The 16,101-nt window shown below is 59.5% G+C and carries 13 protein-coding genes; 6 read left to right on the top strand and 7 right to left on the bottom strand.

Annotated elements, in window-relative coordinates:
- The first annotated feature begins 15 nt into the window (after positions 1 to 15).
- Positions 16 to 1,212: a pilus assembly protein gene (locus IMCC20628_RS13075; protein ID WP_047030583.1), complete on the top strand. Its 1,197-nt coding sequence runs from the start codon at positions 16 to 18 to the stop codon at positions 1,210 to 1,212.
- Positions 1,213 to 1,247: 35 nt separating this feature from the next.
- On the opposite strand, the gene IMCC20628_RS13070 is transcribed toward IMCC20628_RS13075, so the two are convergent.
- The 3 genes from IMCC20628_RS13070 to IMCC20628_RS13060 all read right to left on the bottom strand — a co-directional run bounded on the left by IMCC20628_RS13070 (position 1,248) and on the right by IMCC20628_RS13060 (position 3,467).
- Positions 1,248 to 2,171, bottom strand: coding sequence for a cytochrome c (locus IMCC20628_RS13070; RefSeq protein WP_047030582.1), 924 nt, complete (start codon positions 2,169 to 2,171; stop codon positions 1,248 to 1,250).
- 40 nt (positions 2,172 to 2,211) lie between these two features.
- The gene (locus IMCC20628_RS13065) at positions 2,212 to 2,658 is read right to left on the bottom strand and encodes a cytochrome c (protein WP_047030581.1); all 447 of its coding nucleotides are present in this window, start codon (positions 2,656 to 2,658) and stop codon (positions 2,212 to 2,214) included.
- A gap of 206 nt (positions 2,659 to 2,864) precedes the next feature.
- Complete coding sequence (locus tag IMCC20628_RS13060) at positions 2,865 to 3,467, bottom strand: superoxide dismutase (RefSeq protein WP_047030580.1); 603 nt, start codon at positions 3,465 to 3,467, stop codon at positions 2,865 to 2,867.
- Between the two features lie 295 nt (positions 3,468 to 3,762).
- On the opposite strand from IMCC20628_RS13060, the gene IMCC20628_RS13055 reads away from it, so the two are divergent.
- The 4 genes from IMCC20628_RS13055 to IMCC20628_RS13040 all read left to right on the top strand — a co-directional run bounded on the left by IMCC20628_RS13055 (position 3,763) and on the right by IMCC20628_RS13040 (position 7,422).
- Positions 3,763 to 5,514, top strand: a complete 1,752-nt coding sequence (locus IMCC20628_RS13055; protein ID WP_047030579.1) for an alpha/beta hydrolase — start codon at positions 3,763 to 3,765, stop codon at positions 5,512 to 5,514.
- Positions 5,515 to 5,670: 156 nt separating this feature from the next.
- Complete coding sequence (locus IMCC20628_RS13050; RefSeq protein ID WP_047030578.1) at positions 5,671 to 6,045, top strand: hypothetical protein; 375 nt, start codon at positions 5,671 to 5,673, stop codon at positions 6,043 to 6,045.
- Between the two features lie 133 nt (positions 6,046 to 6,178).
- Entirely contained in the window at positions 6,179 to 6,520 is a 342-nt protein-coding gene (locus tag IMCC20628_RS13045) for a BA14K family protein (protein ID WP_047030577.1), read from the top strand.
- Between the two features lie 212 nt (positions 6,521 to 6,732).
- A complete protein-coding gene (locus IMCC20628_RS13040; protein ID WP_047030576.1) occupies positions 6,733 to 7,422 on the top strand; it encodes a hypothetical protein in 690 nt (229 codons plus the stop codon).
- Positions 7,423 to 7,457: 35 nt separating this feature from the next.
- On the opposite strand, the gene IMCC20628_RS13035 is transcribed toward IMCC20628_RS13040, so the two are convergent.
- The 3 genes from IMCC20628_RS13035 to IMCC20628_RS13015 form a co-directional block, all read right to left on the bottom strand.
- Positions 7,458 to 8,873 (bottom strand): hypothetical protein, encoded by a 1,416-nt coding sequence (locus IMCC20628_RS13035; protein WP_047030575.1) that lies wholly within the window; start codon positions 8,871 to 8,873, stop codon positions 7,458 to 7,460.
- Between the two features lie 324 nt (positions 8,874 to 9,197).
- Positions 9,198 to 12,137, bottom strand: coding sequence for a hypothetical protein (locus IMCC20628_RS13025; RefSeq protein WP_047032549.1), 2,940 nt, complete (start codon positions 12,135 to 12,137; stop codon positions 9,198 to 9,200).
- A 590-nt stretch (positions 12,138 to 12,727) separates the two neighbouring features.
- On the bottom strand, positions 12,728 to 14,116 hold the full coding sequence (locus IMCC20628_RS13015) for a TIGR03808 family TAT-translocated repetitive protein (protein WP_047030572.1): 1,389 nt from the start codon (positions 14,114 to 14,116) through the stop codon (positions 12,728 to 12,730).
- A 219-nt stretch (positions 14,117 to 14,335) separates the two neighbouring features.
- Between IMCC20628_RS13015 and IMCC20628_RS13010 the strand changes: the two genes are divergently transcribed.
- Positions 14,336 to 14,530 carry a hypothetical protein gene (locus IMCC20628_RS13010; protein WP_047030571.1) on the top strand — a complete coding sequence of 65 codons (195 nt, stop codon included), beginning with the start codon at positions 14,336 to 14,338 and terminating at the stop codon, positions 14,528 to 14,530.
- A gap of 54 nt (positions 14,531 to 14,584) precedes the next feature.
- Here IMCC20628_RS13010 and IMCC20628_RS13005 read toward each other — a convergent pair whose 3' ends face one another.
- On the bottom strand, positions 14,585 to 15,961 hold the full coding sequence (locus tag IMCC20628_RS13005) for an FAD-dependent oxidoreductase (RefSeq protein WP_047030570.1): 1,377 nt from the start codon (positions 15,959 to 15,961) through the stop codon (positions 14,585 to 14,587).
- Positions 15,962 to 16,101: the final 140 nt, after the last annotated feature.

The raw sequence follows: 16,101 nt of genomic DNA, 5'->3' as shown, positions 1-16,101 counted from the left end.
ATGCGAGGTCCTGTGATGGCCAAGTCCCGGATAACACGCAAAATTGCCAATTTGCTGGGCAATACCGATGGCAACTTTGCCATGATGGCCAGCATCATGTTGCCGGTCATGTTCGTGGCGGGAAGTCTCGCTTTGGACACGACCAATGCGTTGTCGATGAAAACCCGGCTCCAGAACGCCGCTGACAGCGCGGCGCTGGCCACCACCAGCCAGCTCGCCGAAGAAAAGATCGTCGAGAGCGAAGCAAAAGCCTACGCCATAAACTTCTTCAATGGCCAGATTGCGGACGATGCCAATGCGTTTTCCGGTTTTGCAGCCACCCCGACTGTCACCGTCACCCAGACGGGAACCGGCTCAAAGACGGTCTGGACCGTTGAGGTTGTAGCCAACGGATCTCAGGATTTGAGCGGACTGGCAAGGTTCATGGGCAAGGAGACCATTGATGTCACCATCAGCGGTACATCGGAATCCGCCCGTGATGGCTCCAATCCGCTGTCGATGATGCTTGTGCTGGACCGCTCCGGGTCAATGGATTGGGCGTCCGGCAGGACCAAATTCGAGACCGTTGCCAAATACTGCGGCCGGGGATGGCGTAAGTATCAGTGCGGAACCACCACCCAGGAGGTCGATGTTCCCAAGATCGATGTCCTGAAGGAAGCGGTCGGGCTTCTGACTGTGCATCTGCAGACAGCAGACCTGACCAACGAGTACACCCGGATGGGGGCAGTCAGCTACAATTCCGAAACCAAAAGCGGCGACAAGCGAACCATGACTTGGACAAAGCCATTGGTGACGGCTTTTGCCGCCGCGCTTGAAGCTACTGGTGGAACGAATTCCGAAGATGCGATGAAGTGGGGTTACGAGCAGATCACCAGCTCGACTGAAATCAACGCCCATTATTCGGTCAATGAATCGAAGAACCCGTCGAAGTTCATTGTCTTCATGACAGATGGTGAGAACTCCACAGGTTCTGACTGGGAAAATGACTACGCCGACAAGCAGACGATCAAATATTGCGACAAGGCCAAGGACGAAGGCGTGACGGTTTTCGCAGTTGCCTTCCAGGCGCCAAAGCGCGGCAAGGATCTGCTGGCCGCCTGTTCCTCCGGCAGCAGCTTTTACTATGACGCCGATAGCGCCGACGATTTGACCAAGGCGTTCAAGGATATTGGCGAAGAAGCGGTCAAACAGGTCACGCGGCTTACCAGCTAAAGCGATCGCGAGAAGCGGGATTGGCAGGCTGGGGTCTACTCCCAGCCGTTGGCCCGCTCGGGCAGTGCCTTGAGATAGGCGGCGATCGCATCCCGGTCGCCGCTTTTCAGTTTCGCCATATTGGCTTGCACTTCCACCATCGATCCGCCGACACTGTCGAAATCCGGTGTGAAACCACTTTCCAGATAATAGGCGATATCGGCAGCACTCCAGCCGCCGATAGACTTGCCGCCGGGTGTGAGATTGGGGATCACCCCTTCGCCCTCGGGATTTTGCGCCCCCGACAGCCAGGCATTGGTGACAAAGCCGCCAACCGGATTGCGCGGCGTGTGGCATTCGCCGCAATGGCCGGGGCCTTCCACCAGATATTGCCCGCGCGCGATCAGCGGATCGTCGCTGTTGACGTTTTCGCGTGGCGCATCTGTAAAGAACAGCAATTTCCAGCCGCCCAGCGACCGCCTGATATTGAACGGGAATCCGACTTCGTGGGGCAGCGATGCGACCTGGCTTTCAGGCAGCGTTTTCATGAAGGCAAACAGATCAGCGATATCGCCGTCGGTCATCCGCGTGTAGGAGCCATAAGGAAACGCCGGATAATAATGCCTGCCATCGGGCGAAACGCCGGCCAGCATCGCATTGGCAAAATCCGAAATCGACCAACTGCCGATCCCGGCTTGCGGATCAGGCGAAATATTGGGCGCAATGAAGGTGCCGAAATCGCTTGTCAGCCGAACCCCGCCTGACAGCAGCAAGCGGGCATCGTCTTTCGCGCCGGGTGCTGCATGGCAGGAGGCGCAACCGCCGGCCCAGAACAGCATCTCTCCCGCCGCCGCATCGCCGTCAAGCGCTGCAATGCGCTGCAGCCGCTCGGCAGCCACAGGAACCGGCGCGGTCAGCCACAGACCGACCGCAGCACCAGCTGCTGCCAAAACGCCAAGACCGAGCGCCAGCCGTTTCACGACCGGCGCCCGGTGGATGTTAAATGATTGTTTGAACCCATCAGCTCTTCTTCAGGCGGAAGGTCTCATGGCAGGTGCCGCAGTTCTTGGTCAGCGGGCCGAACACAGCCTTCAGGCCATCGAGATCAGCCGGTGCTGCAGCAACGCCGGCATCGGCGTCGGCCTTGAAGGCGGCGAGCTTGGCCTTGAATCCGTCCATATCGGCCCAGATCGCCGGTGCGGCTTCGGTTTCAAACCCGGTTTCGGATCCTTCAGGGAAATATGCGCCGATTGTACCCGCCACTTCACTGATTGTGGACAATGCTGCAAGAGCTGCGGCAGCGTCGTAATCGACCTCACCCTTGACCATCTTGGCCATGGCGCCGGTCGCTCCGCCAACCTTCTTCATCATTTCCTGGCGAACCACCTGCGGCTCGTCAGCGGCAATTGCCGGTGCAATCCCGGCAGCGCCGATCACGGCGGCGGCAAATAAAGTCCGAAATTTCATGAGGTCTCTCCTGTTGATCAATGAACAATTTCCCCTGCGACATGATTGCACGCTGGTGATGTCTGGGAAGTAACAAGATTGTGAACACAGCGTTATCATTTGGCGCACCCGGCCAGCGCTCGGCTGCAGCCAGTGCCGGCCGCTGGCAATAAAAAACCCGGCGATGAATAACGCCGGGTTTTTCCGATTTCTGTCTTGTCTGACCCTCAGCGGGCGGCTTCGTACATTTCAGCCACATAATCCCAATTGATCATGTTGTCGACGAAGGCTTCGAGATATTTCGGACGCGCGTTGCGGTAATCGATGTAGTAGCTGTGCTCCCACACGTCGCAGCCCAGAATCGGCGAAGCGCCATGCATCAGCGGATTTTCGCCATTGGCGGTCTTCATCACCGCAAGCTTGCCGTCCTTGACCGCAAGCCATGCCCAGCCCGAGCCGAACTGGGTCGTACCGGCATTGATGAAATCAGCGCGGAACTTGTCATAGCCGCCGAGATCGGACTCGACTGCCTTGGCCAGCGCGCCGGGAAGCGATGTTCCGCCGCCGCCCTTCTTCATCCAGTTCCAGAAATGCAGGTGGTTGTAGTGCTGGCCGACATTGTTGATCAGCGGTGCATTCTTCTCGGCATAGGCCGCCTTGCAGATCTCTTCGAGCGACTTGCCTTCAAGCGGAGAGCCTTCGAGCGCCTTGTTGCCGTTGGTGACATAGGCCTGATGATGCTTGTCGTGGTGAAATTCCAGCGTCTCGCGCGACATGTAAGGCGCAAGCGCGTCGTAGTCATAGGGCAGTTTTGGCAGTTCGAGGGCCATGAGAATTCTCCTCTTGAATTGGATGAGCGGCGGGATAATTCCGCAACGTCGCCCGAACATAGGCGCGCGGTCTCTGTCAGGCAACGGGGCAGCGTCAAAAAGGTTCCGGTTTCAGGCCAGGTGCCACTTTGGCGCCGCCGCTGAAATCGCCGTGCGCGGAGCGGCACCAGCGCCCCGGTTTCGCGCCACATCTGCCAGTCCATGTAGAACACAGAGGCGACACCGGGGCACTGGCAAAACTGTAGTAAGGTTCAGTGTAAAGCTATATGTTCTTGCACTTAACGAGATTTTTGAAATGCCCGACCACTCCGAGCAACTTATTCATCTGGTTTATGAAGCTTCTCTGGACAATTCACTTTGGCCGGAATTGGTGCTCACACTTGCTGAGCAGCTCGAAAGCGCACGCGAAACTCTGCCTGCATCAGAACAGCAATCCTCAATCTTCAACATGGCGCAGCATTTTCTGCGCGCGTTCAGTATTTCCGAACGCATTGTGGACTTGCAGGAACGGGAAGGGCAGCACCGTGCGGTCCTCAATACCTTTTCGTTCGGGCTTGCCCTGATCAACGAACAAGGCGAGACGATTATGAAAAACAGCGCGATGATGGCTCAGCCGAAGATTGCGCGGCTTTTTGACAAAACGACGACACCATTGTTGCGCTGTCCGCTCACCGAAACCGAACAATCGATGAAACAGTGGGTCAGTCAAATCAACCGTACCGACGAACCCAGCGCCTTGGCCCTGCCGACCAAAGGCGCGGCTAACCTGCTGATGTTGCCCCGCCGCGAGGCCGTCCGCATGGGTTTCCCACCCAAGGCTGCGGCTGTTTTGCTGGTTACAAATGTGGGCGAAAACGATGGCATACGGGCCTTTGCCGCCGAACACGGCCTGACCAAACGGGAGACTGACCTGCTCGCCGCGATCACCCAGAAAAGCGACCTTAAGCAGGCCGCCGCCGAAATTGAATTGTCCTATGAGAGCGCGCGCACATATCTGAAGCGGATTTACAACAAGACCGGCAGCCGATCACAGGTCGACCTGATCCAGAATTTGCACAAAGGCCCGCTGAGCGTGCTGCGTAAACGCCGCACCCTGGAAGAAGAACAGCACAGGGTGCGCAGGCTTATGCAACTCAAAGACGGGCGCATCCTGGAATATTTCATCCTTGGCCCTAAAACCGGCAGGCCGGTGGTGCATTTCGATGCCCTGGCAGGGATTACGGTCGATATTGTCGGCAACCCTGCTGGCGTGCTGACCCATCTCGAAAAATACAACATCCGCCTGATCACCCCGTGTCGCCCGGGTGGATTCAGGTCCAGCCCCAAGACAATGACGAGCTTGCGCGATTTCAGCGGCGATGTGGTGGAATTGCTCGATCACCTCGAGGTGGATCGGTTTACCGTCTTTGCCGTGTCATTTGGTGCGGGCTCTGCCATGGCCGTTGCACATGAAATGCAGGCCCGTATCGACCGTGTGGTTCTGTCGGCGGCGCCATATCCTGAATACCTTCCGCCCAATTGGCGCGACCTGGACCTGTTTTATCAGATGTCGGGTGTGCTGGGCCGGAAATGGCCGGCGATGTTGCGGCAGATGCTGCCCTTTCTGATCCGGTCAATCATGCAGAACGTCGATCGTTATTTTGACCGCTACATCAGTAAAACCAAAAGTGCTTATGATGTGGCCGCCCTGTCAAACCCGTTTATCAGGTCACGAATGGCCGAGATGCTCGCCGAACGTACTGCTGCGGGGATGTCGGGCATGGTCGAGGAAAATGTGCTCAATGCCCAGGGTTGGGATTTCGACGTGGCCAATATCACGGTGCCCGTGGAAATCTATCATGGCGCGCTCGACAACGTGGCGCCGCTGGCCGGAGCGGCGCTGATGGTGAGCCGCCTTCCCAATGGCATTCTGACCGAATTGCCTGAGCATGGTCATTATCATCATCTGACCGGGTGGCCTTGGCTTCTGGCGCGTGCCGTCGGAAGTGACGTGAGTGTCGGGGAGGACACCTATGTAATCCCCAAGTATATAATTCCCGATAGTTAGCGATTGTCCCCAACTGGGGATATTGCAAGGCATAGCCATCACCTAGGACTGGATTATACCGCCTCGTACCCTGAATATTCGATTTTTTTAATTTCGGGAGTAGGCCAGCCTCGCAACTTTTCATGCGTTGAAGGCTTTCTGTTTTGGAGTGTCACCATGTCGGACTTATTCGACACCATGCGCGCCTATCCCGACCTGCTCAGTGCGAGCGGGGTTGTTGGATCCATCATTTACATCAGCGGTTTTGCGCTCGTTCAGTCAGGGCGGACCTGTGGCAATGGACCACTCTATTCCGCAAGCAAAGTTATAGCAGCCATTCTGGTGTTAATCAGCCTTGTTGGCGCGTTCAACCTTGGGGCATTCATCATTCAGGTGGGCTTTATCACCTTTGGATTGGTGGGATTGGGACGGCAGTTTTCGAGCAAGCGAGACGAAACGGTTGGCCCCAGGCCTTTCCACGATGAACAGCCTGAGCCCTGTCTCGAAATTCAGCGAGACACTGCACCTCACTCATTCAGGCTGGCCTCGTGAAAAAAGGGGAGACGAATTAAGTCTAGAGCGTCTGAATCTCCCCATCAGAACAATAATCTAGGCCCGTCACTGGGGGGTATCCTGTGGGCCTCGCAACCGAACAGAAATTTTTGAAAAAGAGGAGTATTAAATCATGTCAAATATCGCCATCAAAACCTTGCTGTCAGCTGCTTTCGTTCTTTCCGGGCTGATGCCGGCCGCTGCCTTGCCGACCATGCCGTTCGTCACGGCGATCGAACAGCCCGCCGCCCAACGCGCGGATGTCATCGAGGTGAAGAAGAAACACCGGAAACACGGCTACCGGGTTTACCGCAAGAAGCGGCATGTCCCGCGCCATTATAACGGCCACAAGCCGCGTCACATGAGCCGCCGTCATGTGAACTACTGCTACAACAGGTACCGGTCCTACCGGGAATATGACAACACCTACCAGCCTTACCATGGCGGACGGCGGCTTTGCCGCTCCCCCTATTGAGCCAACTCTGACCGGCAAGGGTTGAGCGGGGCTTCGAGCTCTGCCGCCCAGGCCTTGCTGAGTCCCTGTCGTCCGTTCACTGCGGGCAGTTCTTGGCGCACTCATTGGTGGACAAACACCCCCTTCCAACCGCAGTCCCGGATGACCGCGCGAAATCCCCCCATCGACGATCGACGGCTGGCTGACAGTTAGCGAATTGAGAGGATTTATTGATGTTGCGTAAGATTGCATTGGCCATCGTGTTGGCGCTGCCGCTTGGAACTATGGCCACCGCTCAAGACACGGCACCAGACTATGACTGGCGCGCAGTCATTGGCCAGTCGGTAAAAGTGCAGATGAAGATAAATGCCGAATTCGAGGTTTCCAAAGAACGCGTGGTGCCGGTTCATTTCACAATGGGCGTGCCGTTTTCAAAGGGCAAGTTGCTCACCCGCACGCGATTCCCGAAACAGACGGGAAACCTGGGCGAAATGCAGTTTCTATCTCTCGACAAGACGTTGCTGGAATATGTCACGATCTTAGTGGGGAAAGTCGACGCTGAAACAGCAGATGAGCGCCTGAAAAGGCTGTTTGCGCTGATCGATGAACAGGTCTACCCGTCGCTGACACCGCCGCCTACGGCCAAGATTTTGGGCGGACGCATTACGAAAATTGCCGGCCATCCGGCCGTCGAGTTCGTGTCGCTGTTTACTCATCCAGAACAGGGTCCCGTGGCCGCGCGCATAGTCGGTGTGATCGCGCCGAACCAAACCGACGTCGTCATTTTTGTGCAACAGACGATGCGGGATGAAATGGGCCTTGCCGGTCCCGACGAACTGGCCAAAACCTTTGCCGGTGTGATGCTGTCATCGCTGACGTTTCAAGCCTACCGCGATGCGTCCGGGGTTTTGGTGGGTTTTTGATGGCATTGGTGCCCGGACTGGCTTGTCTTTGCTGCTCAGGCAACGCTCTCCTGTTTCATGCTTGGCCGCTGGCGGGCTGCGGAGCGCATGAAGATGAAGGGGATGGCAACCAGGACGAGCAGGCACTGCATCAGAAAAATGGTCGAATAGATCTGGCCCGAGGGCACGCCGATCAATCGCATTATGGACGTCATGATCTCGAAGCCCTCCAGGCCCACTTCTGTGCCGATTACAATGACAAAGGCGATAAAAAACGTCAGTGCGCTGCTCTTGGAGGCGCTGTTGGAGCACGCAAATATCGCCGCGGTTATCAGCATCCCCGCGCCAAAACTGGAGACCATTTTGGAGCCGATAAACACTTCGGCAGAGGGAAGGGGTTCATAGAGCAGGAATGAGCCCAGGCCGATCGCCGTGATGATCGCGCCGATGAGCATCAGCGGGCGTTGCAGATCGTAACGGGCCAGAATGGTGGTTGTGCCCATGGCTGCTGCGACCTGGGTCAGCGCGCTCAGCGTTGCCCGGTTGGTAATCAGCGTGTCGGACTTCAGGTGCTCGAACAGATAGGCGGTGTCATAAAATCCGTTTGTGGCGATGTTGACCAGAAACATGAAGGCAAAGATGCCAAGCACCTCGACGTCCGGAGCCTGGCTTGAGCCGGCGGCCACCGACTTCTGACGGCGCATGGTCACGAGAAAATAACCCAGCGCCAGAACGAACACCGCTGCCGCCAGGAGGGTGTAGAGCGATGTGATACCCGTCAGCGTTACGAGCATGGTTGCGACCTCGAAGCTGACCAGCGCCGCCAGCACGGGGAGCAGGCTCCCGCCGACAGCGGCGCGTTGCTGTTGATCGCCCATGTCGGCAACACTGGCGGCCGGCGGCTTGACCAGGAGAAGTCCGGCAATCAGCAGAAAAACCACCGAAGCAAAACCGGTGAAGAAAACTTCCAGCCCATAGTGCGGGGCGATGGCACGGATCAGTTGGGGGGTCACCAGAAAGGCCAACGGCATGGCAACGGCCCATGCGCCGGTCAACAGCTTGGTATGTTTTTCGCTGCCCCAGCCGGTCATGAGTTGCGCCACCGGCGCCAAGGTGGCCAATGAAAAGCCCAGCAATGGAAACAACACAAACACACTGGCCTCGCGCATGGCCAGCGGCGGCGACAGCCAGAATACCAGCGCCAGTCCCAGACTGGCCATGCCCGCAACAAGGCACATGACGCCTGCGAGCTGCCGCGGTTGAAATCGTGCGATCAGTCGTGGGGCGATCAGCAGTGCCACCAGAACGGCGCCGAGCAACAGCTCGATGACCGCCGAGGTTTGCGTGACCGAAATCCCCAAAAAGCTGGAAAAAGCCCCCTCGGAAACAAACACGGTCGACGTGACCACGGATCGCAACCCGTTGCCGAACAGGACCAGAACCAGCAGCAGGGGGAGGGAGGCCTTGGTCATCGTGTTCAGTGCCTTTCAGGTGTTCGACAAGCCCGACAGCCATGGCGGCAGTCGCCAGGGCGGGCGCGTTGAAACTGCCAGTCAGACCTTAAAATGATCTTTAGACCGCTCGCTGAACGAACAGGCGCCGGAGGTGTTCGCCGATCGCTGCGATGGGGTTTGTGAACATATCGATGCCTGAGCGGCAATTGACGATGCGGCCGCCCCTGTTCGAGCGATCGCAAAGGTCATCGCAGAATTGCGCTATTGTTACATGCAAACGCGGCCCGGGATGGGGTAATCGGGTCTCAATGGCCGCTTCATGCGCGGGACAATGGCCCCGCGCTATTGCACAGCCATTGTTGCCGTTCCGGCCACCTGAAGCTTCCAGCCCGCCGCGGGAGTGTCGTCAAGGTTGAGGCGTCCGACCATGTCGTAGAGGCGCTCGGTGTCCGGTCCTTTGGCAGTACAGAACCGGTCCTGCAGATAGAATGGCGGCGTCGCCTGATAGTAGAGCTTTGCCTGCACGCTGGATGGGGTGCCCTCGAACTCGGCGCGATCAATGGCGTAGCTCACGCTGTCAAAACCGCCCTGCTCATAGGCTGGATCGCCGTCGACGGCGAACGATCCCGTCTCAAGGGCCAGGTCCTTACCAGCGCCGAATGCTGCGGCGATGGTCTGGCGCTCAGCCAGCGGCAGATACCCGTCGGGGAGGATGCGATTGTCCTTGATGGTGCTGCAGATCGACAGGAAGCTGGTGGTCAGGTGACCGCTCGGCGTGCTGGCCGGGCCACACACCGCCGCGTCACTGCCGGGGGTGGAGACCAGTTCCTGATAAATCTGAGCCTGTGACTGGCTGGTAACAGTGGCGAAGTGGGGCTGGTGCAGGCGGCTCTCGGGCGCAAGACGCGCCGAGCAGTCGTCTTTCCACCAATACTCGCCATCCAGCGGTTTGGCATCGGCATCCACCAGAGCACCGGCGGCATTTGTACGTCCGGACTGCCAGAGCACAGCGCCCTTGGCATCAAGCACGGAGAACTCGACAAAGGCCCGCCGGAAACCAACACCGGATGGGAATTTGTGTCCGGCCTTGTTGGTCACAGTGACGGTGGCATTGAGTTTGTCATCCGTGATGGCAACATCGGAGATGGCCAGATCAGCGGTATGCAGCCGCGCCTGGTCGACCATGGCCTGTTCGGTTCGCAGCAGGGGATCGGTCCCCTTGCTGCCCAGCATGGGGTCGCTGGTGGGAATGCCCAAAATATCGGAAAACTGCTGGGCTACCTCGATCAGGAAGATGTTCAGGCCAACCAGCGTGTGCTGGGCAAAGCCATCGCGCACGGCCAGATCGATGTCTTCGGGCGGCAAGGGATGATCGGCCGCCGGAAAGTTGGAAAACTCCTGAATACTGGCGATCTTCGACTTATAGGGCACGCCATCTGCGTCCCGGCTCGGCATATGGCACGACTGACACGAGGTCGGGTTGGCGCCCGGTCCAGACGGCAGCGGACCATCAGGGCTGACCCCGGTGCGATAGGCACTGAAGGCCCATTCGGGATAGGTGGTCTGCTCATAGACGTAACCGAGCGTCTTGCCCTTGTTCAGGACGGGCAGATGAACCGTGTGGCAACTGCCGCAAATCTCGGAACTGGTGACGGTCTCGTGGTGGTCGGGCTTGATGCCCATGGCGTTTTGCATGGGTTTGGTTTTCGGTGCCTCGAACGGCCCGATCAGGCTGTCGGGCGGGCCTACCAGGAAGCTGCCGGTAAAGGTGCGGGCAAAGCCGGTGGCACCGGGATTGAGAAGCTCCTGACGCTCGCTGACGCAGGCATTTTCAGGCGCGGCAGCCTGCGCCGCGGTGGCACGGTCGCCCAGCGCGATGCGATGGCATGCGGTGCAGGTAATGCCATCGCGGCCCAGCATGCCATATTTGGCAAAATCCGGGCCATCGCCGGCTTCAGTCCATGGCAGGGTATCGAGCGCGGTGCGGGGGAAGGGGGCGCAGGCGTCGCCGGCGGCCACGGTGTCGATATTGAACTGCCGTTCGCCGGCAATGCCGTGGCAGCCCAGACAGGTGGTCTGCACCAGGTCCTTGGATTCAGGATGAAAGCTCTGCATCTCGCTGGCGAGCTGGGCAAAGAAGAAAGGGTCGCGCCCGGCCAGGCCCATGGGCGAGGTGCGCCAGGTTGCGTAAGGCGACAGATTGGACAGATCATCGCCATGTGGATTGGGCTGGGTCATGTCGAACTGCAGGCCAGTGCTCCCCGCGTCATGGCAGCCAAGGCATTGGCTGGACGTCAAAAAGGTATCAGCGGCCGTCGGCCCGCCTGCGGCCACCCAGGTGTTGTCATAGGTCTGCGAGGGCATGGCGTGGTTGGTGTCTGGCGACGGCAGGGCCTGGGTATAGGCCCGCAGGTCGTTGATGACCGCACTGTCGGCCTTGTCGTGGGGTTTGGTGAGCTGCAGGGCGCCATCGGGGGTGTGTACTGTTTCGTGGTGCACGGGCGCGGGGGTGGCCGTAAAGAAATTCTGGCTGAGATAGGCCCGTGGCTGGCCCGGCTGGCCCTCGATATTGTCGGGCGTGGCGAAGGTGAGATTGTTTTCCGCCGAGGCATGGCAATTCATGCAGTATTGGGCAAAGCCCATATTGGGGATGGAGTTGCTGGCACCGGCTGGCCAGTCGGGCGCCCAGCTGTCGGGCGCAAAGCCATACCAGCCCCAGAACCAGCCATCGAACGAGGCCGCAGGGTCGCGCACCATTATGGCTGCGCCGCTGGTGGGGAAGAGGTGCAAGGGATCGACGCCAGCACAGTCAGCAGCCGGTGAGGGGAACATTTCCTTGATCATGATGGCGCCCTTCGGCACCTCCGGAGTTGCATCCAGCGCGGGCGGTGTTGCCCCACGATTGGTGACGAGCCATTCGACCATTTCGGGCGAATACCAGATCACCACCGGGGTGTGTGTGCCGTGATAGCTGCCCTGCCAGCTGCCTTCACTGAACACGGCGGTAAACGGGCCCGTGTCCCGCACAAATTTGTCGCGCTCCCAGCCCGAATCAGCGTCGCGATGGCAATAGCCGCCCACAAATCTGTTGAACTTGTCCTCGTACACATCAAGCGGGAAACCGCTGGGATTGCGAATGTCGTCGGCCAGAGACTTGCACAGAGCCAGATCCGTCGGCACCAGCGCTTCGGCGCGTTCGGCCGCGCAACTTCCAGCCAACGCCGCACTTGCGGTCAGCGCCGATAGAACCGTGCCGATGATTGTGCTTTTGAGCCAGCGCATTGTCGCATCCTTGTTTTCCTGCGGCATGAATAGCCAATTCAGCGTGAAGGCTGCACTCACAGCCAGAAACCAACATGATCGGGTAGATCATGGATTGCTGCGTTGCGGCCCACTAAGTCTTTGAAGTTAAGTGTGGAACAGTTAGGGCGCCTGGTAAAGACCTTTGATGCGCTCGCCCGCTGCACATCGAAATCCAGCTTTTGCTGGGAAGCGGCGGGACAAAAGGATTTTCCTGATGATTGGAGCTGAATTCCAACCCGGCTGCCTGTTGAAATTGGGATCAAAGGCCGCCCATACTTGGCAGTTCATACGCGACGCGGTGGTCTTTTGGCAGGTTTGGAGCTTGGAATTGGCGCGAATCACCCAAGTGGCATCGCGTTGGCAAGATCGATCCGGCAAACTGCATGCGCCTCGCGATGTCCTCCGCACCAAAGCGCAGCAATTGCGGTAGACTGTTGTCGATTAACTTCACGTGCGATTGAAGTCATAGTCACTGGTCACCACTTGGGCGGTATGGATGCCGGATCGGAGTCCGGCATGACGAAGCCTGGGGGCGTCCCACGATCACGCAAGCAGAAGCTAGTTCCCCCTCACGCCACCACATTGCGCTCCAGCGTCAGATGCGAAAACTTGCCCGCGCCAGCCTTGGCCAGATCCTTTGTCACCACCTCGTTCCAGCGGCAGCCGAGAATGGCGCCGCCTGGCGTGGCGTTGAACATATTGCCCGAGATCAGCGCAGCACCAGCACCCTCGACCACTGAGACGGCGATGCCGGCGCCGCAGTCGCGCAGCGTGTTGCCGGTAAAATTGACCGCTCGCAAAAACGGACCCCAGCCCATCAGCACGCCCCATTTCGGCGCGCCCTCGATGACATTGCCGCTGACCGCCGCATCCGCCTCGATCGCCATGCCGATGCCGAATCCGGCATATTCGGCCGGGTAGGGGCCGTGCGTGGTCAGGTTGCGGATGATGTTGCCGGTGACGGATGCCAGCCGCCCGCCCTCGTTGAAATTGGCCACCGAGATCCCCACCGTGCCGCCATCGATCAGGTTCGATGCGATCACCGCGCCCTCAAACGAGAATTCGGCATAGATCGCGGTTTCTCCGGAGCGGATCGCCTGGTTGGAGACAATCTGGATGTTGCTGGCGGAATTGGCGCGTATCGCCGAAAACGCGCAATCCGACACATGATTGCCCGTCACCATCACATTGCCGGCGCGAAAGATATTGATGCCGTTGCCGTTCTGGCCGGTGCCGCCGGCCCGCGCCGAAATCCGCATCACCCGGTTGCCGTCAACCAGCGTCGCGTCCTCACCGACCGACCAGCGATGCACCAGAATGCCGCCATTGGCGCAGTCGCGTACCACATTGCGGCTGATCGCCAGCCCACGGCTCTCAATGGCATAAATGCCCGCCAGCCGTGCGCCAGAAACCTCACAGTGGCTGATGCGTCCGCCGCATGCTTCCAGCGTGATGCCATAGCCGTCGGCGCCTGACACCGTGAGCTCGTCGATAATGACCTCGGTCACACCGCGCAGGTGCAGAAGCCCCGACACATGCTCGCCCATCCGCTGGTTGGCGCCGTCGAGCACCAGACCCGACAGCTCCACCCGCCGCGCCCCTTCGCTGAGGAATCCGTGGCCGCGGCCGCCATAGATCAGCCGTGTGGCGCCGGGCACCCCGGAAATCCGGGCTCCGTCGGGCAGATTGATATTGGAAATCACAAAACTGCCCCGCGGCAGATGCAGGACCCGGCCATTGGCAGCGGCGTCGTCGATTGCATATTGGAACATCCGGCTCTGGTCATCGACCGCATCGGGCAGCAGTCCGGCGAGATCTCCATCGTGGCCACCACGCAGGCCAACCTGGCTGAACAACTCGCCGGCGGTTGCCTGCGGGATCAAAAGACTGGCCGCACCTGCGCCGGCAAGGCTGGCGAGAAGGCTGCGGCGGCTCAAACTGGGACGGTTGGTGCTCATGCCTGATGTGTTGCACGAACCATGCCAGATGCAGTTGTGCCAGATTGGGACAGCTGCGCGCGGTTGCCATTCGAGGCAGATATCAGGCGTCGTGCGGGGTCAAAAATCTGCGAACTTATTGAGCCAGATCAAGAGTGCTGCGCGGCACCCACGCTAGATTGCCCCTCAAGCGGGATCCGCGCCAGTGGAGGTGCGGGGCCGAATGCTCAGGGGGGCGTCATGCTCAAACTCACAGCCATGGTCTACATCATCGCCGGCTCCATGCTTGCGGGCAGTTGCATCATTGCGGCATTGACGATGGGCCGTATGGACGCGGTTTCCATTTCCGTCGCCGCCGTGATCGGTGCTTTGGTGGCGCTGCCGGTGTCCTGGTTCGTCGCCACAAAACTCAATAAAGCCATCCGCCCGGCCTGACTTCGGGACGGGAAGGAGCGCGGGGCTGGCCGGGAGGTGGCCGCCCCGCCACATTCAGGCCAGATCGTCGTCGATGCGGCGCGCGGCGGCCAGCCCGCTTAGATGCGCGCCATGCACGGTGGCATGGTAATCAAACAGCGTGTGTTCGCCCGCCAGCAGCAGCGTGCCGGCCACCGGTTCGGCCAGGAGGTTGAAATCCGCCGGTTTCGATCCGGCCTTGGCGTAGGAATAGGCGCCATGGCTCCATGGATTTTTCGACCAGCGCGTGGGAAGCACGGCAACCGGGTCCGGTGCGGTTGCGCCGAACATCGAGCGCAACGCGTCCATGGCGTCCGCCGTCATCTCCGCGTCACTCATCGCCTCGGCCCGTTCCGCATAGCTGCCAACGCTGAAGCCAACCAGAATGTTCTGATCCGAAAACGTCCGGTAATTCAAAAACGAGGCCCAGCGTCCCATCGGCTCGCCGGTCAGCCCGAAATATTGTGTGCCGACTGGCCAGAACGGTTGTGCAAATTTCAACGCCAGCTTGGTGACATTGCCCATGCCGATGCGACTGATGGCGTTGCGATATGTCTTCGGCAACGGCGGATCGAAGCTGACTCCGTCAGCCTGCAACACACCGAGCGGACAGGTGCAGACGACAAAATCAGCCTCGAAATCGCGGCCATTTGCTCGCACCGTGGCCCCGTCGCCTTCCTCATATTCAACAATCTCGACCGGATGGCCAAGCCGGATATCGAGGCCGGCGGCAAGGGGGGTGAGAATCCGGTCATAGCCGTTGGAGACGATGACATCTGCGCCGTCAAACGCATCGTCCTCGTCAAAATGGTAAGCTGACAGCGATTCCAGCGGACCGCCTGCGTCGAACTCGGTATAGGCCGACAGCATCCATGCCGTCACAGGATCAGCGAGGGCCTTTGGCGCCAGGCGCGCGATAGCCGATTTCAGCGGCTGGTCAGCATCAAAGGTCGAATCAATGCGCTCGTAGAGCGCGGCGAGCTGCTTTTCCTTGCGCTCGATCACCGCATCTTTCTGGCGGTTTCCGTCCCCGGAGAGCACCATCAGGCTGTCGTCTTCCGTGACGAAGGTCTTGCCCCCGGCGGCGGCAACCAGATCAGTGACCGGATTGCCCTTCGGGCCATGAACCCATCCGGCGCCCAGTTCGAACGGCGCGTCCAGCGACCAGTCCGTGTGCAGCCTGCCGCCGATGCGGTCTGCTGCTTCAAGCACCAGCACCTCATAGCCGAGATCGGTAAGTTGCCGCGCGGCCGTCAGTCCGGCCACACCTGCGCCAATGACGATGACGTCGACATCGGCGGATGCGGCCCGGGCCGCAGTGGGTGCGGCCAGGCTTGCGGTGAGCGCGGACGCAGCGGTCAACCGCAGGAAACGGCGGCGGTCAAACGCCAATGCAGGGGCAGGCTTTCGCATCGTTTACCTCGCTCTGGCGCCTGTCCCCGACTGTGGGGGAATCACGCACGGGTCCAGCCTGCGACATCTGGCACCTGCTGGCAAACCGGTACGGCCGATGACAGGGTTGCGCACCGGCTGCCCGGATTGGCGTTAACGCT

This window comes from Hoeflea sp. IMCC20628 (genome assembly GCF_001011155.1).
Lineage (GTDB): Bacteria > Pseudomonadota > Alphaproteobacteria > Rhizobiales > Rhizobiaceae > Hoeflea.
Note: the sequence above shows the minus strand (reverse complement) of the source record. Positions and strands in the feature narration are given on the sequence as shown.